Source organism: Microtetraspora malaysiensis, assembly GCF_001528665.1.
In the GTDB taxonomy this organism is placed as follows: Bacteria; Actinomycetota; Actinomycetes; order Streptosporangiales; family Streptosporangiaceae; genus Microtetraspora_A; species Microtetraspora_A malaysiensis.
Map to the genome: position 1 here is coordinate 116,002 of NZ_BBYJ01000015.1, position 19,416 is coordinate 135,417.

Consider the following 19,416-nt stretch of genomic DNA (forward strand, 5'->3'; position numbering starts at 1 on the left):
CCGTTGAATGGTTCGCCCAGCTCTCGCCTGGGCAGCGAGAGCGTGAGCAACCGGGGGTAATACGTGGAGACCGAGGAGATTCCGGAGCAGCCGTCCGATCCTGAGCCGCCGTCCCGGCCGACGGGCAAGCGGCCGAGGCGGCGGCTCCTGCGGATCGCCCTGATCGCCTTCGGCGCCTGCGTGGCCGCGGTGGTCGGCCTGTTCGCCATCGCGTGGGTGATGACGCCGATCCCCGACACGACCCAGGACGACGCCACCGCGCAGGGGTCGGTGATCTACTACCGGAACGGCAAGACCGTCCTCGCCACCGAGGGCACCAACCGCAAGAACGTCCCGCTCAGCGAGGTGCCCGAGCCGGTCAGGCAGGCCGTCATCGCCGCCGAGAACCGGACGTTCTACAGCGACAACGGCGTCTCCCTCAGCGGCACCGTGCGGGCGCTGTGGTCGACCGTCACCGGCAAACAGCTCCAGGGCGGCTCGACGATCACCCAGCAGCTCGTCCGCAACTACTACAGCGGCCTCAGTCAGGAACGTTCCATCGAGCGCAAGCTCAAGGAGATCTTGATCGCCCTGAAGGTGGATCGGTCCAAGTCCAAGGACTGGGTGCTGGAGCAGTACCTCAACACGATCTACTTCGGCCGCGGCGCGTACGGCATCCAGGCCGCGTCCCAGGCGTACTTCAACAAGAACGCGCGCGACCTGACCCCGGCCGAGGGCGCCTACCTCGCCGCGGTGATCCAACAGCCGTCCCGCTTCGCGACGCCCAAGGGCGACGATCTCGACGCGGCCAAGGCGCGCTGGCAGGGGGTCGTCGACGGCATGGTCCAGACCCGGGCGATGACGGCCGAGCAGGCCACGGCCCTCACCTTCCCCACGCTGGCCAAGCAGAAGCCCCCGCTCTACCGCAACGCCAAGAACGGCTACATGGTCGAACAGGTGATCGCCGAGCTGCACCGGCTCGGCTACACCGACGAGGACATCCAGCAGGGCGGCCTCAAGATCACCACGACCTTCGACAAGAAGCTGATGAAGCTCGCCGAGGAGTCGGTGAAGGCGGTCCTGCCCGACAACACGCCCAAGAAGGTGCGGACCGGCCTCGCCGCCGTCGATCCCCGCACCGGCGAGGTCCTCGCGTTCTACGGCGGCGACAGCTACACGTCCAACCAGTACGACAACGCCTTCTCCGCCAAGGTCCAGGCCGGCTCGACCTTCAAGCCGTACACGCTGGCCGCCGCGCTGGAGAACGGCTTCAGCCTGACCAACCGGGTCAACGGCAACTCGCCGATGCGGATCGCCTCGGCCACCATCCCCAACTCGGGCGGCCACTCGTACGGCTCGTCCATCGACCTGGTGCAGGCCACCCGCAACTCGGTGAACACCGCGTTCGTGGACCTCGGCCAGCAGGTCGGCCTCGGCAAGGTCGCCAAGGCGGCCGAGGCGGCGGGCATCCCCGAGAGCCAGCTCGCCCAGCACGAGGCCGCCGCCACGTTCCCGCTCGGCGTCGCCTCGGTGAGCGCCGTACAGCAGGCGTCCGGATTCGCCACGTTCGCGGCGGAGGGCGTCCACCACGACGCCCACGTGATCCGCTCGATCACCGACACCAACGGCAAGAAGCGGAAGGTCACCACCCCCGGCGCGCAGGCGTTCAGCGAGGACACCGCCGCCGACACGACGTACGCGCTGCAGCAGGTGGTGCGCGGCGGCACCGGCACCGGGGCGCAGCTGCCGGACCGCCCGGTCGCCGGGAAGACCGGCACCACCGACAAGTCGGCCGCGGTCTGGTTCACCGGGTACGTCCCGCAGCTTTCGGTCGCGGTCAACATGTTCCGCGACGACAACAAGCCCGTCGAGGTCCCCGGATACGGCGCGCTGTACGGCGGCACGTTGCCGACCCAGATCTGGAAGCGCTTCATGAGCGAGGCGATGGACGGCAAACCCGTCAAGGATTTCCCGGCGCCGGCGTCGTACTACTACGGCGGCTACAACTCCTACGACCCGTACGGGTCATACGGCGGCTACGACCGCTTCGGCCAGGGCGGCGACCGCTTCGGCCAGGGTGGCGACACCGCGACGCCGAACCCCGACCCGGGGGCCACCGATCCGGGCTCCCCGGGCGGGACCCCCGGTGGCGGCGAGACCACCGGCCCCGGAGGCCCCGGGAACGGAGGCGGCGGCCCGGGCACCGGTGGCCAAGGGCCGGGTGGCACAGGCGACGGCGGCCAAGGGACAGGCGGCACAGGCGGTGGCGGCCCGGGAGGCGGTGGCACCGGAGGCGGCACGACGGAGCCGCCGGGGAACGGCGGCGACATCGAGGCGCCGCCCGACCAGCCGATCCAGTGACCACCGGCCCGGCCGGCGAGGGAGCCGCTGAGAGCGGCCGGTGACCGTGCGGCCGGCCGGCCGCCGGTGTTTCCTCATCGGGCGGCGTCGCGCGACCGTGGGCCGGCCGGGGAGCTATGTCGCGCGCGTCACCGGGCCAGCTCGGCCTTCAGCTCCTCCGGGGTCGTGACGGGCGCGCGGCAGGCGAACCGGCGGCACACGTACGCCGCGGGCGCTCCGTCCACCGTCGGCCGCCCTTCGAGCAGCGGGACCTCGACGTCCCGCCCGGCCGCGCCGCCGTCGGCGGGCTCCCCGAGCGCGACCACCAATCCTGGGACGGTGGACATGAGGGCGGCGCGGTGCAGCGCCTTCGTCCGCGGGTCGTCCGCCGGGCCGACGATCGCCACCTCGGCCAGGCCGTGCAGCGCCGCCTCGGCCACCGCCAGCCCCCACCCGGCGAACCTCGCGTACTTCCCGGCCAGGACGGTGACCGTGCCCAGCGCCTCCTCGGCGGCCTCCCGATGCCGGGACGAGCCGCTGAGCGCGGCGTAGGAGAGCAGCGCCCCCGCCGCCGCGAACCGGCCGGACGGCGTGGCGTTGTCCGTCGGGTCCTGCGGACGCTGGAAGAGCCGCTCGCCGTCGTCCGCCGTGTCGAAGAACCCGCCCGACCCGTCGGAGAACCGGGTCAGCAGCGTGTCGAGCAGCTCACCGGCCAGCGTGAACCAGCGCGTCTCGCCGGTCACCCCGTAGAGGGCGAGCAGGCCCTCGGCCACGTCGCCGTAGTCCTCCAGCACGCCCGCGTTCCGCCCCGCCCGGCCGTCCCGCGACGTGCGCAGCAGCCGTCCGTCGTCCACGTGCACCCGGGCGAGGAGCTCGGCCGCCGCCGTGGCCGCCTCGACGAGATCGGGCCGCTCGAACAGCGCCCCGGTCTCGGCCAGCGCCGCGATCGTCAGGCCGTTCCACGCCGCCACCACCTTGTCGTCCCGACCGGGGCGCGGCCGCGTCGCGCGCGCCGCCAGCAGCGCCGTACGGACCCGGTCGAGGCGGGCCCGGTCGCCGGGGTCGGCGCGGAGCTGGAGAACCGAGGTGCCGTGCTCGAACGTGCCGGTCACCTCGAAGACGGAGGCCGACCAGGAACCGTCGTCGTCCCCGAGGACCTCGCGGAGCTGGGCGGGGGTCCAGACGTAGAAGAGGCCCTCGCCGTGCCTGCCGTCCAGGTCGGCGCTGTCCGCGTCCAGCGCCGAGGCGAATCCGCCCTCGGGCGTCCGCATCTCGCGCAGCAGCCAGTCCGCCGTCTCCAGGGCCACCCGCCGGGCGAGCGGCGAGCCGGTCGCCCGCCACCAGTGGGTGTACACGCGCAGCAGGAGGGCGTTGTCGTACAGCATCTTCTCGAAGTGGGGCACGACCCATTCGGCGTCCACCGAGTAGCGCGCGAAGCCCCCGCCGAGCTGGTCGTACATGCCGCCCCTGGCCATCGCGTCCATGGTCTTCTCGGCCATGGCGAGGGCGTCCGGGGTCCCGTGCCGGAGCAGGAACTCCAGCACCATGGAGGGCGGGAACTTGGGCGCGCCGCCGAAGCCGCCGTTGCGGGGGTCGAAGCCGCCCGCCAGGTCGCGTACGGCCTGCTCCAGTGTGGCGGCGGTGGGCAGCGGGCCGGACGGCAGCCGGTTCTGCTCGTTGAGCGCCTCGACGATCTTCGCTCCCTGCCGTATGACGGCGTCGCGCTCGTTCTGCCAGGCCTGGGAGACGCTGTGCAGCAGCCGCTGGAACTGCGCGCGCGGGAAGTACGTCCCCGCGTAGAACGGATGACCGTCCGGGGTGGCGAAGACGGTCATCGGCCAGCCGCCCTGTCCCGTCATCGCCTGGGTCGCGGTCATGTAGACCGCGTCGACGTCGGGTCGTTCCTCCCGGTCCACCTTGATGTTGACGAACCGCTCGTTCATCAACTCCGCGGTCGCCCGGTCCTCGAACGACTCATGCGCCATCACATGGCACCAGTGGCAGGCGGAGTACCCGACGCTGATCAGCAGGGGAATATCGCGCCCGCGGGCCTCGGCGAAGGCGTTGGGACCCCATTCGAACCAGTCGACGGGGTTGTCGGCATGCTGCGCCAGGTAGGGGCTTGTGGCGTCCTTGAGCCGATTCATGAATGTCTCCCCGGCATGAGCGTCGCGACCGTCTTCTGTCCAGTAAACAGCCTGCGCGTACCGGGACTCATGACCAGGTACGCGACGAGCGGTCCCACCTGCTCACGGGGGAGGCGGCGTCCAGGAGCGGATCAGCGAAGTCGGTCACGCCCTGCACAACGGCGGTGAAGTCCTTCGGATATCCGGCGCCGTCGACGCCCTGCTTGGCGCGCCAGGCACTGTACGGAAGCTGCCGGGAGGCGGCCAGGTCGCCGATCACAGCGCTCAGCGGGCCGAGCACGAGCCCACGATGCGTGGCGGTCGCGTCGAGAGCGTGTCGCAGCGGCGCCGCCGACAGGTGGTGTCGGCCCGTGAGGCGCCAGACATCGGCATAGTCACGGTCCCGAGTGTTGGAGCTGGAGCGTTCCAAACAAGTGATGACCTTCTCCGCCAGGACGGTCTCGATGGGATAGCCGAGCAGGGGAAAGCTGCCGCCGTCCACCAGTTCGGGATACCGGATCCGCTGCGGGGCCGGGGTGACGGGGTCGCCGAAGCTGATGTCGAGTTGGAGCCGAGCTCGCGCCCGGCCCAGGTGGGCCGGAATGATCACCCGGACCCCGCCGTAGAAGTCGTCCTCTCTGATGGGGGACGTCCGGAGCGCGGAGTGTTCGAAGTCGATCCCGTCGTCCAGCGGCATGGCCGCGATCTTCGTTACATGTGCCAGCACAGTCTTCTCGTCGTTGCTGATCGCGCGTGCCAGGAGGTCGATGTCACGCGTGGTACGGCGAGCCTCGAACAGAGCCAGCAGCAGGCCGCCCTTGAGGACGAACCGGTCGGCGAGGTCCGACGTGCTGATCCGGAAGAGAAAGCGCTCCAGCGCGTAGAGCGTGATCAGTTCCTCGGTGGATCGGCCTTCCCGCCGCGCCAGAGTGCGCAGATGGTTGTACGCCCGTCCGACCGATGTGTCATTGGGGGGATATGGGGACATTATGCAAGCACCACCTCGATCGCCTGTTTCACCGGACCTTCGACGTCGAGAACTCGCGCGAACCGGAGCAGTTCGCCGCTGGTCGTCCCTCGTCGCCGAAGGTAGGAGCGAAGGGCACGTAGGGCGACTTCGTCACCTACGCGATGACGAAGTCGCATACAGTCGACCACGCTCCGTGCGGGACTGTAGATCCGAATGTGCTCGTCAGGGGCGACTTCGCGAATTTCCAGCCCTTCTTCGAAGGTGGCGAGGTTGAAGCGGTGTGCCGTCGTCGGCGGGTAGGAGATGCGGGGTAAACCGGCGTTCCTCGGGACGGCCACGTTGACGGCCGCCGGGATCTCGTCGGTCAGGTCGTGTACGGACAGAGCCGTTTCGAGGCAGAAGATGCCGCGTGGAACCCGTGTCCCGACCGCGAGAAGGTCGAGGAAGGTGGTCTCGGCGGCGTCGGTGCGGCGGTAGACGCCCCGGGACAACTCGTCGATCTCGCCGTTGTCGACGAGCCGCCTCACGGCGCGGGACGACAGGCCCGCCAGCCGCGCCTGGCCGGCCGTGAAGGTAGGTCCGAGATAGTCCGGGAGCTCGGAACGCACGTGCTCACCCCGCGTCAAAGTGCTACCAGCTTGGCTTTCCTGGTAGTAGTTTGATGCACCTACCCGGGCTTTTCCTAGTGGGTGGGGGGATGTGTTCTCGGGGCGGCACGGCGTAGGCTCACGGGGCGTGAGCTTGGATTTGGATTTCGCCGTCCGGCACGCGGGCCGGAAGGCGGACGAGTTGACGCGTCGCGACGTGGCGCGGGTGTTGCTGGCGGTGCCTTCGGGGCATGCCCTCGTCGCCCTTCCGGATCTGAGGCGCGAGCTGCTGGCCGCGGGAAACCCGCTGTCGGTCCCGTTCTGGGAGTCCGCCAAGGCGACGCTGTCCAGCATCGAGTCCGGTGTGGCGACGGTCGGTGACGTCCAGCGCTGGCTCGAATCGACGGGCAGTGAGCCGATTCTGCTCACCCGCAGCTACTTCGTCTGGCCGGAGGAGAGCGAGCGCGGGCCGGTCGCGACCGAGATGCACGCGCGCATGGTCGCCTACCTCGAAGAGCGCGTCGCGTCCGGCAAGATCGATGTGGACGCGCTGGCCGCGGGCGACGTGGACGCCCGGCACGCGTACGAGGAGCTGCAGGAGCGCTGGCTGGGCACGCCGCTGCCGGACGGCCGGGTGCCGGGCACGGCGGTCAGCGAGGAGCAGGAGGAGGAGCTGTTCGCCGCCTGGGACGAGGAGGAGGCGTACGCGCTGGGCGAGCTCCGCCGGGTCCTGGCCGAGCTGCCCGAGCCGCCGCTGCCCGCGAAGGAGCTGCGCTCCGCCGCTGTGCGGCTGCGCGTGACGCTCACCGAGGACAGCTATCCGGGCAACGTGCTGCGGGCCTGCGCCGGGTTCGACGACGGCGTGCTCCCCGACCGTGACGAGGACCTCTGGCTGGCGGTGGCGGCGGGCATCGCCTCGCCGGTGTCGGATCTGCCCGACGAGGAGGACGCCGCCCGGTTCTTCGACCTGGACGGAGAGCTGAGCCACGAGGACTCGATCCTCGCCTCGCTCTGCGCCATCAACCACGCCGACTGGCTCGCGACGGTCACCACGCTGGCGAGGTACGGCCCCGGCGCACTGGCCTCGCCGGAGCGGATCGCACGCTTCATCGCCGACTCGGAGGACGTCGCCCAGGACATCGAGGACGTCCTGACCGAGCCGGAGGATCTGGAGGCGACGGAGATGCTGTTCACCGCCGTCACTCCGCTGTGGGCGCATCTCGGCATCGTGGACAAGGCCGAGGTGTTCACCCCGCTCGGCTGGTGGGGCCTGCCGAAGGCGCTGGAGCGCGCCTGGTCGGCGGACTGATCACCCGGCCGGGACGCCGGGCGGTCACTCCGCCAGCAGGTCGCGGTACTCCGGATGGAGCTCGATGTAACGGGCGACGAACGAACAGCGCGGCTCGACCGTCCGCCCGTCCTCCCGCACCTGGTCGAGGGCGCCGCCGACGAGACGGCCGCCGAGCCCTCTGCCCTCGTACTCCTTGCGGATCTCGGTGTGGGTGAAGACGACCGTGTCGCCGCGCAGGACGTACTCCGCGAAACCGACGACCTCGCCGTCGAGCCGGAGCTCGTACCGGGAGGCCGCCGGGTCGTGGATCACTTCCGACGCTCTTCAAACCTCGCGCACGGGGAAGGCGGCGGGCTGCTCGCGCTCGTACGGCACCTCGATCTTGCCCATCTGCCTGTTCATGGACTTGATCAGGAAGAAGAGGGCGAAACCGATGGCCGCGACGACGATGAAACCGATGAGACCCGGGCCGATGGCCAGGTCGGTTGCGGTGGTTGGAGTCACGCTTCCAGCTTACGAGCAGGCAGGGGTGACCTCCGCGTGGATCCCCGTGAAGAGGTCGTCCTCCGGCAGCGTCGGGTCCACCAGCGACCGGGCGAGGTGGTAGTCCTCGGTCGGCCAGACCTCCTGCTGGATCTCGCGCGGGCAGACGAACCAGAACCCGTCGGGATCGACCTGGGTGGCGTGCGCGATCAGGGCCTCGTCGCGGATCTCGAAGTACTCGGCGCAGGGCACCTTGGTGGTGACCTCCCACTTCTGCGGGCGGTCCTCCCACCGGGCGATCCAGTCGGCGTACGGCGAGCCCATGCCGCGCGCGTTCATCGCCTCGTGCAACGCCTCGAACCGGTCCTTGCTGAACCCCATGTGGTAGTAGAGCTTCAGCGGCTGCCAGGGCTCGCCGGTGCCGGGGTACTTGTCGGGGTCGCCCGCGGCCTCGAACGCCTCCACCGAGACCCGGTTGGTCATGATGTGGTCGGGGTGCGGGTAGCCGCCGTTGTCGTCGTACGTGAGGATCACGTGCGGGCGGAACTCGCGGACCATCGCGACCAGCGGCGCGGCGGCCACCTCGAGCGGCTGCACGGCGAAGCACCCGTCGGGAAGGGGCTCGCTCTCGTCCTCGGGCAGGCCCGAGTCGACGAAGCCCAGGAAACGCTGCTCCACGCCGAGGATCTCGCGCGCGCGTTCCATCTCCAGGCGGCGTACCTCGCCGATGTTCTCCACGATCTCCGGACGGTCCATCTTCGGGTTGAGGACCGAGCCGCGCTCACCACCGGTACACGTGGCGACGAGGACGTCCACACCTTCTCGCACGTAGCGGGCCATCGTGGCGGCGCCCTTGCTCGACTCGTCGTCGGGGTGCGCGTGAACGGCCATCAACCTCAGCGGTGCACTCACGGCTCTCCTCAATGTGTCCAGTCAGCTCCCCGAAGAGGTTAGCTTCTGGAGGGGGCGAGACCCCCGGGTTGGACAATTGTTTCGGACAACACCGTATGACCCCAGGGAGATTCCGCGATGGCCGCCGAATCCAGCAGCAGGCCCGGCGACGGAGCCCGCGACGCCGGTGACAGTACCGGCGCGCCCGTCGTCGCGCCCATCCTCGGTACGCCCGACGACTTCCCCGAGCGGCCGCGCCTGCAAGGGCGCGCGCGGATCCTGACGTACGTGGTGATCAGCGTGTTCGTCGCCGTCATGGCGGGCGGCTGGGGGTACGTCATGATGGTCGCGCGCGGCAACCCGGACGTGCGCGGCGACGTGATCACGTACGACGCGAGCGCGTCCGACTCCGCCGTGATCACCTTCTCCGTGCACAAGCCCACCGACAGCGAGGCGAGTTGCCGGTTGCGGGCCGTCGACGTGAACCACACCGAGGTCGGCAGCAAGGAGGTGACCATCCCGAAGGGAAGGTCGGACCTCACGCTCACCGAGCGGCTGAGGACAAGTTCGCAGGCCACGAGCGTGCTCGTTCAGTACTGCGATCTCGTATAGTGGAATCTTTGGGGAAGCGTTCGAAGGCGTTAACTTGTAAGCCTTTCGAGTCACTTAGAGGAATCAAGGAGAGCCCGTGGCCGTCTCCCAGAACGACAACGTCACCTGGCTGACGCAAGAGGCGTACGACCGCCTCAAGGAGGAGCACGAGTACCTTTCCGGCCCGGGTCGCACGGATATCGCGAAGAAGATCGAAGCCGCTCGTGAAGAGGGCGACCTCAAGGAGAACGGCGGCTACCACGCCGCCAAGGACGAGCAGGGCAAGATGGAGGCCCGGATCTTCCATCTCCGCCAGATCCTGGACAGCGCCAAGGTCGGCGAGGCGCCCCGCGCCGAGGGTGTCGTCGGCCCCGGGATGACCGTGACGATCCGATTCGTGGGTGACGACGATGAGGTGACGTTCCTGCTCGCCTCCCGCGAGGAGAGCGGAGCGCCCATCGACGTCTACTCGCCGAAGTCGCCGCTCGGCTCCGCCATCAACGGCAAGAAGGTCGGGGAGAAGGCGATGTACACCCTGCCGAACGGCCGTCAGAACGAGGTGGAGATCCTCGACGCCGTTCCGTACGTCGGCAACTAGGGCGCGGCCTCGCCCACACCTGCTTCGGAACCCGTCGGCACGTCTTCGTGCCGGCGGGTTCCGGCATGTACGGCGATTGCGGTATTCGCCCCCGTACGGCAGTCTCGTTGATCGAGCTCGACGATCCCTTCCTGGAGCGGGCTCACGGGGCGGAGAAGGGGTGGCATGGTTCTCGACCGGCGCGCGCGGTCCTCGTTCCGGACGAGTGTCGCCCGGGTCGTGTCCGAGACCAGGCAGGACCTGGCCTATCGGCCGAGGATGGCCCGCCGCCGACGGATGCCCCGCGCGGCCGTACCCATCATCGGGGCGCTCCTGGTCTCCGTGTTCACCGCCGACCTGGTGGTGCTCAGCCGCGACCCCGGCACACCCCCGCCCGTACGGCGGGAGGCGACGCGGGCCGGCGCCGAGGAGCGCGGCCGGCACGTGGCGTCGGCCGAGCAGGTCAAGGAGACGACGCCGGCGGTGACGCCGCTGAAGAAGCTGCGCGACCCGCACCTGTTCGTGGTGGCCCGCACGTCGCTCTCCCCGGCCGTCGTGGCGAAGGTCCGCGCGGTGAAGGGCGTGGTCGCGGCCGAGGTGACCGACGCCGCCGACGTCATGATGGACGGCAAGCGGGTGCAGACCCTGGGGGTGGACCCCTCGACGTTCCGCCCCTTCACGCCGAAGACGACGGCGAAGGCGGACGCCCTGTGGAACAACATCGCCGCCGGTGAGGTCGCGGTCTCCTTCGACCTCGGTCAGGACGGCGGCATCAAGCTGGGCTCGACGGTGCCCGCGGGCGGGCGGCACCGACTGCGGGTCGGCGCGTACGCCACGATGGGCATGGGTTCGATCGCGGCCGTGGTGTCCCGGCCGACCGCGCGGTCGCTCGGCATCCCCGAGGGCAACGCCCTCGTCCTCAGCGCGCCCAAGATTGACTCGGGCAAGCTGCGCAAGGTGCTGCGGAAGATCCTGCCCAAGGGCAGCCAGGTCGCGGCGATCAACCCGGTGGTCGTCCTGCCACCCGGCCGGACCACCTCGCAGAAGACCTGGCCGGTGAGCGCCTTCATGTCGGTCGACCAGCTCAAGGTCGCGCTCCAGGCCGCGGTCAGCAAGCTGGGCCGCCCGTACGTGTGGGGCGCCGAGGGCCCGAACAGCTTCGACTGCTCGGGCCTGGTCCAGTGGGCGTACCGCCAGGCCGGGGTCCGGATGCCGCGGGTCACCCACCAGCAGTGGGCGACCGGCCCGCAGGTGCCGCTCTCCCAGGCGCAGCCGGGCGACCTCCTGTTCTGGCGGAACGACCCGACCAACCCCAACTACATCTCGCACGTCGCGATCTACTGGGGCAACGGCAAGATGCTGAACGCGCCGCGTACGGGCGACGTCGTCAAGATCGCCCCGATCTACACCCGGAACCTGGCGGGGGTGGTCCGGGTCAGCCCCTGGGTCGCCGCCCGCGTCCGCTGACCCTGATGTCCGCGCCGAGCGGCCGGGTGCGCTGCGGGCCTGCGGCACGCGGCCCCTCGCGTCCGCCGCGCCCCGGTCAGGCGAGCTTCACGGTCATCGGGTCCAGCCATCCGTACGGCGTGAGCGCGGCCTTGGCGATGCGCTCGGAGTAGCCGGCCACGTCACCGTAGTTCCAGAGCGGGATGGCCGGGAGATCCTTGACGAGCTGGTCCTCCGCCCGCTGGTAGAGCCTGATCGCCTTGGCCGAGGACCGCTCCCGGTCCGCTGCGCGGAGCAGCGCGTCGAACTTCGCACTGCGGTAGATCCTGCCGTCGTAGATGCCGTCGGACGCGAACATCGGGCCGACCGCGTTCTGGATGTGGGGGAAGTCGAGCTGCCAGCCCGCCCGGTACATCCCGTCCAGCTTCCCTGAACGGGTCATCCTCTCGAAGGCGTCGAAAGTCCCCTTCGCCTTGGCCGTGAACTTCACCTTGCCCTCGAACACCTTGTTGAGGCCGGCGACGAGGGGTTTGATCCACTCCCCGTGGACGCTGTCGGCGTTGTAGTACAGCGGCAGCACGGCCGGAGGCCGGAAGCCCGACGCGAGGGCCTTCGCGAGGTACTTGCGCGCCTCGGCCGGGTTGTACTCGCACACCTGCCCGCAGGCGTCCCGCCGGCTGCCTTCGGCGACGGGAGGCGTGAAGGAATGCGCCGGTACCCGCACGCCGAAGAAGACATCCTTCGTGATCGCCTCACGGTCGATCGCCATCGAGACGGCCTTGCGGAAGTCCGCGTTCGCCGCGACCTTGGTCGGGAAGGCGACGATCTGGATGGTTCCTCCCGCACGGTGGATCAGGCGGCCGCCCAGTTTGGTCTTCACATCAGTCAGCTGTCCCGACGTGGGCAGGAACCCCGAGAAGTCGATCTCTCCGGAGAGCAGGGCGGAGTAGGCCGCCGCTCCGGTCTTGACGGCCCGGTAGGCGATCGTCGAGACCGAGGGCTTGACGGTCCCCGCGTATCCGTCGAAGCGTTCGAGCACGCTCGTGGACGACGGAGACCAGGAGACGACGCGGAAGGGGCCGTTGCCGATCGGCTTCTTCTGGAAGCTCGCCGGGTTCTTCAGAACCGAGTCGGGAAGCGGGGAGAAGGCCACGTGGCTCAGCTTGTTCAGGAAGGGGCCGAAGGGCTTCGTCAAAGTGATGGTGAACGTGTGGCTCCCGGTCACCTTGAGCCCGGACATCCTCCGGGTGCTCTTCTCGAATGTGCCGTATCCCTGGATTTCCTCGAAGAGGAAGGCGTTCCCCGCTCTCTCCGAGGCGCTCAGGTTCCACGCCTCGACGAAGTTGCGCGCCAGTACCTCCGTGCCGTCGTGGAACTTCCAGCCCTTGCGCAACGTGACGTGGAAGACCCGGTTGTCCTTCGTCGTGATCGACTTGGCGACCGCGTAAGTCGACCGGGAGGTCGCGGGGTCGAACCTGGTGAGGCCCGTGAACAGCCCGGTCAGCACGTCGGCGCCGCAGGAGTCGGCGTCACCGACCGTCATGGTCCGGTACGGCGCGCACGTCGCGATGGTGATCTCCGCGGTGTCGGCGTGCGCGGTGCCGGCCAGTGCCGTGCCGGGCAGCAGGGTAAAGGCCGCGACGGCGGCGAGTCTCCGACGAGACATTTCTGGCCTCCATTGGCGATTTCCGGTGAAAATCCGGTTGATCACCTTATGAGGGAGGTCAGAATTCCGCCCTGACATCAGGGCCGCGACTTGGTCACGATTTCAGGGTCATGGGCCGGCGGTCATGGGTCAGAGGGGGAGGCCGCCTTCGAGGAGCGCCAGGGCCTCGTCGACCGCGTCGGGCAGGGAGCGGGCGGTGCCCGCGGTACCCCAGCTGTACAGCGCCGGGAGCATCGAGCCCAGCACGGCCCCGGCGAAGGTCCGCACGGCCGGGGAGGTCCGCTCCCGGCCGGTGCGCTCGGCGATCACCTCGGCCATCACGTCCACCGTGGTGAGCAGGTTGTCGAGGCTGCGGGCGCGTACGGCCGGGATTTTCATCATCAGGCGGATGCGGAGGCGGACATCCTCCAGCTCAGGCTCCGGCACCTGTGCGAAGGCCGTGCGGATCCCCTGACGGATGGCGGCGAGCGGGGGCAGCTCCGCGGGCTGCGCCCGGATCGCCGCCGCGATCAGGGGGTCGTAGTCGTCCTGGATGATCAGGTCTTCCTTGGTCGGGAAATACCGGAAGAACGTGCTCGGAGACACCTCGGCCGCCTCCGCGATCTGCTCGACGGTGGTGGCCTCGTACCCCTGCTCGGTGAACAGCCGGAGGGCGTGCTCCTGGATCGCCCGGCGGGTCTTGGCCTTCTTGCGCTCGCGCAGGCTCAGGACGGTCCGCTCCGGGGAGTCCGCGATCCGGTCAGCGCGCTGAGGTGAGCTCATGCTCCGATTTTGCCGTCTTCCGCGCGGGGCGGGGAATGAAGATCCACACCAGTACGGCGACGAGCAGGGACGCGGCGGCGCACAGCAGGATCACGACATCCATGCCGGAGACGAACGCCTCACGGGCGCCGCGCAGGAGCGCCGGGTCGCCGAGCGCCACCGCCGCCGTGACCGAGTCCCCGGCCGCCGGCGGCGCCCCGGACGGCAGGCCCGCGGCGTAGACGGCGGAGAGGAGGCTGCCGAGGGCCGCGACGCCCAGAGCGCTGCCGACCTGGCGCAGGGTCTGGAGCGTGGCGGAGCCGGAGCCGGAGCGCTCCTCGGGCAGCGTGGCGAGCACGCCGTCCATCGCGGGGACCATCGTGAGGCCGATCCCGGCGCCGACCACGGCCAGCCAGGCGGCGACGAATCCGTACGACGAGGTGACCGAGGTGGCGGCGCCGACGGCGAAGCCGGCCGTGAGGACCAGCAGGCCCGCGGTCATGACGGAGCGCAGTCCGAGGCGCTGGACCAGCCGTTCCCCGGCCAGGCCACCGGCCATCAGCCCGGCCACCATGGGGATCAGCCGGACGCCGGTGCCGAACGCGTCGTGGCCCAGGACGGCCTGGAAGTGCTGCGGCACCACGAAGAGCAGGCCGGACATGCCGAGGCTGACGATGGTGGTGCCGGCCGCGCCCCACAGGAAGACCCGGCTGCGGAAGAACGCGAGGTCCATCATGGGCGCGGCGGCCCGCCGCTCGACGGCGACGAAGGCCGCGAGCAGGGCGACGCCCGCGGCGAGGCTCGCCAGCACCCCCGGGTCGCGCCAGCCGTCGATCGGGGCCTGGATGACGCCGTACACGAGGGCGGCTAGGCCGGTCACGGACAGCAGCGCGCCCGGGAGGTCGAGCCGGGAGCCGGACGGGTCGCGGGACTCGGGCAGGAGCACGGCCGCCGCCACCAGACTGACCAGCACGACGGGGATGTTGACCAGGAAGATGGAGCCCCACCAGTAGTGGTCGAGCAGGTAGCCCCCGACGACGGGGCCGAGCGGCAGCCCGAGCGCCATGGCGGCGCTCCACGCGGCGATCGCCTTGCCGCGCTCCTCGGGGCCGAAGACGCTGGGCAGGATCGACATCGACAGCGGCATGATCAGGGCCGCTCCCGCGCCCATGAGCGCCCGCGCCGCGATGAGCGCGCCGGTGCCGTCCGCGAAGGTCGCGACCACGGACGCGACGCCGAACGCCGCGAGACCGGTCAGGAGGACGCGCTTGCGTCCGAACCTGTCGCCGAGGGCGCCCGCCGGGAGCATCAGCGCCGCGAACGGCACCATGTACGCGTCGATGATCCACTGCAGCTCGCCGGTGGTGGCCTTGAGGTCGGTGGCCAGCGTCGGCAAGGCCACGTTGAGGATCGTCGCGTCCAGCCCGAGGACCAGGACGCTGAGGACGAGCGCGCCGAGGGCCCACCAGCGCGCAGAACTGAGAGTCGCCATGAAATGAAAGTAACTCTCATAAGAGTTGAACTGTCAATTCCTGGCCTGGCGGCGAATATGGGTGTAATCTTGATTACATGGAGAAGGAAGAGCAGGTGCGGAGCTGGTTCGCCGGTCGGCTGCCGGAGGGCTGGTTCACCGGGGCGCCCGAGATCATGCTCGACCGCGAGGAGATCGCCGTCGTCGGCGCCGTCCCTCCGCTGACGGTGGCGGGCGGGCTGCCCGAATTGGAGCGTTCCGCCGCCCTGGAGGGCTATGTGGAGCGGTTCCGTGCGGAGACCAGGGAACGCCGCATCGAGATCGCCCGCGAGGCCGAGCGCCAGTTCCGGAGGAAGGTCGCCTGGGGCGTCGTCGTCGAGGGGCGCAGAGTGATGTTCACCACGTTGTCGGTGCCCGTCATGACCCGGCTGCGGCAGCCGGAGCGACAGGTCCTCGACACTCTTGTCGCCGCGGGGGTCGCGCGCAGTCGCAGCGACGCCCTCGCCTGGTGTGTACGTCTCGTGGGGCGGCACACCGACACGTGGCTCGCTGACCTGCGGGATGCCCTCCAGCATGTGGATCGGATCCGCTCCGAGGGGCCCGATCGCGTGGACTAAACCAATGCAGAAAATGGCCTAGGCCAGTTTCCGTGGCCTATACCAATATCGCGCGAGGGAGATGATCCGGCGCTCGGAACTCGTTTCTTTAATGTGTCGTCATGTGGGTAGGCTCCTCGAACCGTCATGGCTCCTGCCTGGACAAACATCCATTCCGGGGTCGTGTGGGACCTGAATGCCGCCGAATATAGGCCGTGGTCTACGCCAATTGGATTCGGTGGCCGTTCGTCGTCAATGATGATTTGGTCCTTCGAGAAAAAGGAGCCGGTTCCGTGTCCGTATCAGCAGAGGTACACGTCCCGACGACTCATGCCGAGCTGGCCGCCTGGGTGAGAGAGATCGCCGAGCTGACCCAGCCTGACCGGGTCGAATGGTGCGACGGTTCCGAGGCCGAGTGGACTCGCCTGACGAACCTGCTCGTCAAACAGGGCACTCTCACGCGGCTTGCCCAGCGGCCCAACAGCTTCCTCGCGACCTCCGACCCCAGCGACGTCGCCCGGGTCGAGGACCGCACGTTCATCTGCTCGGAGCGCGCCGAGGACGCGGGACCGACGAACAACTGGATCGCCCCCGGCGAGATGCGCCGCACGTTCGGCGAGCTCTTCAAGGGATGCATGCGTGGCCGCACGATGTACGTCGTGCCGTTCTGCATGGGCCCGCTGGGCGGCACGATCTCCCAGCTCGGCGTGGAGATCACCGACTCGCCGTACGTCGCGGTCTCGATGCGGATCATGACGCGCATGGGCGATGAGGCGCTGCGCCTGATCGAGGAGCGCGGCGACTTCGTCAAGGCCGTCCACTCCGTCGGCGCCCCGCTGGCCGAGGGGCAGCGGGACGTGCCGTGGCCGTGCAGCGACACCAAGTACATCAGCCACTTCCCGGAGACCCGGGAGATCTGGTCGTACGGCTCCGGTTACGGCGGCAACGCCCTGCTGGGCAAGAAGTGCTACGCGCTGCGGATCGCCAGCGTGATGGCCAGGGACGAGGGCTGGCTGGCCGAGCACATGCTCATCCTCAAGCTCACCCCGCCGAAGGGCGAGGCGCGGTACGTCGCGGCGGCCTTCCCGTCGGCGTGCGGCAAGACCAACCTCGCGATGCTCCAGCCCACGATCCCGGGCTGGAAGGTCGAGACGATCGGTGACGACATCGCCTGGATGCGGTTCGGCCCCGACGGCCGGCTGTACGCGATCAACCCGGAGGCCGGGTTCTTCGGCGTCGCCCCCGGGACCGGCGAGACCACCAACGCCAACGCGGTCGAGACCCTCTGGGGCAACAGCATCTTCACGAACGTCGCGCTGACCGACGACGGCGACGTGTGGTGGGAGGGCCTGACCGATGAGCCCCCGGCCCACCTCACCGACTGGAAGGGCCGTTCCTGGACGCCGGACTCCGACGAGCCGGCCGCGCACCCGAACGCGCGCTTCACCACCCCGGCCGGGCAGTGCCCGACGATCGCGCCGGAGTGGCAGGACCCGGCCGGTGTGCCGATCTCGGCGATCCTGTTCGGCGGGCGCCGGGCGACCGCCGTCCCGCTGGTCACCGAGTCGCTGAGCTGGCAGCACGGTGTCTTCCTCGGCGCCAACGTGGCCTCGGAGAAGACGGCCGCGGCCGAGGGCAAGGTCGGGGAGCTGCGCCGCGACCCGTTCGCGATGCTGCCGTTCTGCGGCTACAACATGGGCGACTACTTCGCCCACTGGATCGAGGTCGGCAAGAAGGCCGACCCGGAGAAGCTGCCGCGCATCTACTACGTCAACTGGTTCCGGAAGGGCGCCGACGGCCGCTTCCTGTGGCCCGGGTTCGGCGAGAACAGCCGGGTGCTGAAGTGGATCGTCGGCCGGCTGAACGGCGAGGAGGAGGCGGTGCCGAGTGCGATCGGCAACCTGCCCGCCGCGCTGGACGCCGAGGGCCTGGACGTCTCCGAGAGTGACCTGGCCGAGCTGCTCCGCGTCGACCCCGAGGTCTGGCGCGAGGAGGCCGCGCTGGTGCCGAGCTTCTTCGAGACCTTCGGGGACCACCTGCCCAAGGAGCTCTGGGAGGAGTACCGGGCCCTCGTCGCGCGGCTCGGCTAACTGGGAATTGCCCGTTTTGGGATGTTAGCGGCGGATTATCGCGGATAGCGTGTGAAACGTGCAGGGGCTACGGTGCGTGGACGGATCATACCTTACCGTTAATCCAGTGCCATGCCGGGACAGGCTCGGCGTCCCCTACGAGGTGACGTTGGACCTGTACCGGGATGGCCTGCCGTACGGGACGGTCGGGGAGCGGTGCGGCTGGTTTCTGGCGAGACTGGCCGGGGTGATCGCGGGCGCGAGAGCGGACGGCGGACCCCAGGCCGGCGAGTGGCCGGATCCGGAGGACCGCTTCCCCGGCGGGGAGGGCGAGCTCTTCGCCTTCCGCTGCCGCAGCAAGGTGGACGTGGTCGGCGGCGGCGAGCTGCGCTGCCAGGTGCGGACGCTGCCGTCGTGGGTGCCCGCGCGCCCGCGCCGCCGCGGCGCGCCGCTAGGCGAGTGGCAGGTCGTCCGCCGGGCCTTCCTGGAGGCGTGGGGCGCCGGCGGCGTCGGCCTGCGCGCCGAGCTGACCTCGGGCCGGCTGGCCGCGTTCGTGGACGGTCTCGTGGGCGACGCCGAGGAGCGGCTCGGCACGGGGTTCGAGATGGAACCCAACAGCAATCTCGTGAACGGAGCAGTCAGGTTCTCGCGGCCCTGATAATTGACGGAGCCATCGGGTCGCGAAGGAAGAGGGCTTTGCATGGGCGTGCGCGATCTCGTGTACAAGCTGTACGAGCGCAGGCTCGAGCGGAAGCTCTCCGGACCCGGCAGCACGGCACAGATCCCCCGGCATGTGGGCGTCATCGTTGACGGCAATCGGCGCTGGGCCAGGGCGATGGGCCTGCGCGACGTGAACCGCGGGCACCAGAAGGGCGCCGACAAGATCAGTGAGCTCCTGGGGTGGTGCCGGGAGGCGGGCGTCGAGTACGTGACGCTGTGGCTGCTCTCGACCGACAACCTCTCCCGGGACCAGGCCGAGTTGCAGCAGTTGCTCCAGGTGATCGAGGGTCTGGTGCGCGACCTCGTCGAGCAGGGGTGGCACGTCAACCCGATGGGTTCCCTTGATCTGCTGCCCGATCACACGGCTCGTGTCCTGAAAGATGCAAAAGAAGCTACATCGCACCGCCCTGGCCTGATTGTGAACGTGGCCGTTGGGTATGGAGGAAGACGTGAGATCGCTGATGCGGTGCGCTCTCTCCTCCAGGAGCACGCGAGCAAGGGCGCGAGCATCGAGGACCTCGTCGAGGTCCTCGACGTCGAGCACATCGCGGAGCATCTCTACACGCGCGGGTTGCCCGACCCGGACCTCGTCATCCGGACGTCGGGAGAGCTGCGACTCTCCGGATTCCTGCTCTGGCAGAGCGCCCACTCCGAGTTCTACTTCTGTGAGGCCTACTGGCCTGACTTCCGCAGGGTCGACTTCCTGCGGGCGCTCCGCTCATACGCCGCGCGGCACCGTCGGTACGGTTCCTGAAACGGCACGTGAACGCTCCCTTTCGGTCACAGTCCAAGTATTGGGATCAAAGGGAACGTTACGTACCGTAGTGGGAGAGGGCCTGTCCTTGATCGTGAGGGGGGCCGGAATCCCGGCC

18 protein-coding genes are annotated in these 19,416 nt (G+C 69.5%); 9 read left to right on the forward strand and 9 right to left on the reverse strand.

The features are described from left to right. The first annotated feature begins 63 nt into the window (after positions 1-63). Positions 64-2,340, forward strand: a complete 2,277-nt coding sequence (locus AWQ71_RS20130) for a transglycosylase domain-containing protein (RefSeq protein ID WP_067135396.1) — start codon at positions 64-66, stop codon at positions 2,338-2,340. 128 nt (positions 2,341-2,468) lie between these two features. Here AWQ71_RS20130 and AWQ71_RS20135 read toward each other — a convergent pair whose 3' ends face one another. The 3 genes from AWQ71_RS20135 to AWQ71_RS20145 form a co-directional block, all read right to left on the reverse strand. After that, a complete protein-coding gene (locus AWQ71_RS20135; protein ID WP_067135399.1) occupies positions 2,469-4,466 on the reverse strand; it encodes a thioredoxin domain-containing protein in 1,998 nt (665 codons plus the stop codon). 67 nt (positions 4,467-4,533) lie between these two features. After that, positions 4,534-5,433 carry a nucleotidyl transferase AbiEii/AbiGii toxin family protein gene (locus AWQ71_RS20140; protein ID WP_067135401.1) on the reverse strand — a complete coding sequence of 300 codons (900 nt, stop codon included), beginning with the start codon at positions 5,431-5,433 and terminating at the stop codon, positions 4,534-4,536. Next, entirely contained in the window at positions 5,433-6,023 is a 591-nt protein-coding gene (locus AWQ71_RS20145) for a type IV toxin-antitoxin system AbiEi family antitoxin domain-containing protein (RefSeq protein ID WP_067135615.1), read from the reverse strand. The genes AWQ71_RS20140 and AWQ71_RS20145 overlap by 1 nt, the downstream gene beginning before the upstream one ends. Before the next feature lie 127 nt (positions 6,024-6,150). Here AWQ71_RS20145 and AWQ71_RS20150 point away from each other — a divergent pair, with 127 nt between their 5' ends. Next, entirely contained in the window at positions 6,151-7,311 is a 1,161-nt protein-coding gene (locus tag AWQ71_RS20150; protein WP_067135403.1) for a hypothetical protein, read from the forward strand. 24 nt (positions 7,312-7,335) lie between these two features. On the opposite strand, the gene AWQ71_RS20155 is transcribed toward AWQ71_RS20150, so the two are convergent. The 3 genes from AWQ71_RS20155 to mca are packed head-to-tail and all read right to left on the reverse strand — an operon-like array spanning position 7,336 to position 8,688. Beyond that, positions 7,336-7,605: a GNAT family N-acetyltransferase gene (locus AWQ71_RS20155; RefSeq protein ID WP_067135405.1), complete on the reverse strand. Its 270-nt coding sequence runs from the start codon at positions 7,603-7,605 to the stop codon at positions 7,336-7,338. Between the two features lie 12 nt (positions 7,606-7,617). After that, entirely contained in the window at positions 7,618-7,797 is a 180-nt protein-coding gene (locus AWQ71_RS20160; protein ID WP_067135407.1) for a hypothetical protein, read from the reverse strand. 9 nt (positions 7,798-7,806) lie between these two features. Continuing rightward, complete coding sequence (gene mca, locus AWQ71_RS20165) at positions 7,807-8,688, reverse strand: mycothiol conjugate amidase Mca (protein ID WP_067135409.1); 882 nt, start codon at positions 8,686-8,688, stop codon at positions 7,807-7,809. A 117-nt stretch (positions 8,689-8,805) separates the two neighbouring features. Here mca and AWQ71_RS20170 point away from each other — a divergent pair, with 117 nt between their 5' ends. From AWQ71_RS20170 to AWQ71_RS20180, 3 genes are all read left to right on the forward strand, one after another. Further along, a complete protein-coding gene (locus AWQ71_RS20170; RefSeq protein WP_084259082.1) occupies positions 8,806-9,279 on the forward strand; it encodes a DUF4307 domain-containing protein in 474 nt (157 codons plus the stop codon). A gap of 76 nt (positions 9,280-9,355) precedes the next feature. Beyond that, entirely contained in the window at positions 9,356-9,856 is a 501-nt protein-coding gene (gene greA, locus AWQ71_RS20175; RefSeq protein WP_067135410.1) for a transcription elongation factor GreA, read from the forward strand. Between the two features lie 165 nt (positions 9,857-10,021). Continuing rightward, complete coding sequence (locus AWQ71_RS20180) at positions 10,022-11,302, forward strand: C40 family peptidase (RefSeq protein ID WP_084259083.1); 1,281 nt, start codon at positions 10,022-10,024, stop codon at positions 11,300-11,302. Positions 11,303-11,378: 76 nt separating this feature from the next. On the opposite strand, the gene AWQ71_RS20185 is transcribed toward AWQ71_RS20180, so the two are convergent. The 3 genes from AWQ71_RS20185 to AWQ71_RS20195 all read right to left on the reverse strand — a co-directional run bounded on the left by AWQ71_RS20185 (position 11,379) and on the right by AWQ71_RS20195 (position 15,180). Further along, the gene (locus tag AWQ71_RS20185) at positions 11,379-12,947 is read right to left on the reverse strand and encodes an ABC transporter substrate-binding protein (RefSeq protein ID WP_067135412.1); all 1,569 of its coding nucleotides are present in this window, start codon (positions 12,945-12,947) and stop codon (positions 11,379-11,381) included. 129 nt (positions 12,948-13,076) lie between these two features. After that, positions 13,077-13,709, reverse strand: coding sequence for an acyl-CoA-like ligand-binding transcription factor (locus AWQ71_RS20190; protein ID WP_067135414.1), 633 nt, complete (start codon positions 13,707-13,709; stop codon positions 13,077-13,079). After that, positions 13,687-15,180: an MFS transporter gene (locus tag AWQ71_RS20195; RefSeq protein WP_067135416.1), complete on the reverse strand. Its 1,494-nt coding sequence runs from the start codon at positions 15,178-15,180 to the stop codon at positions 13,687-13,689. Before AWQ71_RS20195 ends, AWQ71_RS20190 begins: the two co-directional genes overlap by 23 nt. A 77-nt stretch (positions 15,181-15,257) precedes the next feature. On the opposite strand from AWQ71_RS20195, the gene abmR reads away from it, so the two are divergent. The 4 genes from abmR to AWQ71_RS20215 all read left to right on the forward strand — a co-directional run bounded on the left by abmR (position 15,258) and on the right by AWQ71_RS20215 (position 19,298). Further along, a complete protein-coding gene (gene abmR / locus AWQ71_RS20200) occupies positions 15,258-15,776 on the forward strand; it encodes an ATP-binding transcription factor AbmR (RefSeq protein ID WP_067135418.1) in 519 nt (172 codons plus the stop codon). Between the two features lie 272 nt (positions 15,777-16,048). Further along, positions 16,049-17,845: a phosphoenolpyruvate carboxykinase (GTP) gene (locus AWQ71_RS20205; RefSeq protein ID WP_067135420.1), complete on the forward strand. Its 1,797-nt coding sequence runs from the start codon at positions 16,049-16,051 to the stop codon at positions 17,843-17,845. A gap of 106 nt (positions 17,846-17,951) precedes the next feature. Further along, positions 17,952-18,482 carry a hypothetical protein gene (locus AWQ71_RS20210; RefSeq protein WP_067135422.1) on the forward strand — a complete coding sequence of 177 codons (531 nt, stop codon included), beginning with the start codon at positions 17,952-17,954 and terminating at the stop codon, positions 18,480-18,482. Between the two features lie 42 nt (positions 18,483-18,524). Further along, positions 18,525-19,298 (forward strand): isoprenyl transferase, encoded by a 774-nt coding sequence (locus AWQ71_RS20215; protein ID WP_067135424.1) that lies wholly within the window; start codon positions 18,525-18,527, stop codon positions 19,296-19,298. The last annotated feature ends 118 nt before the right edge of the window (positions 19,299-19,416 follow it).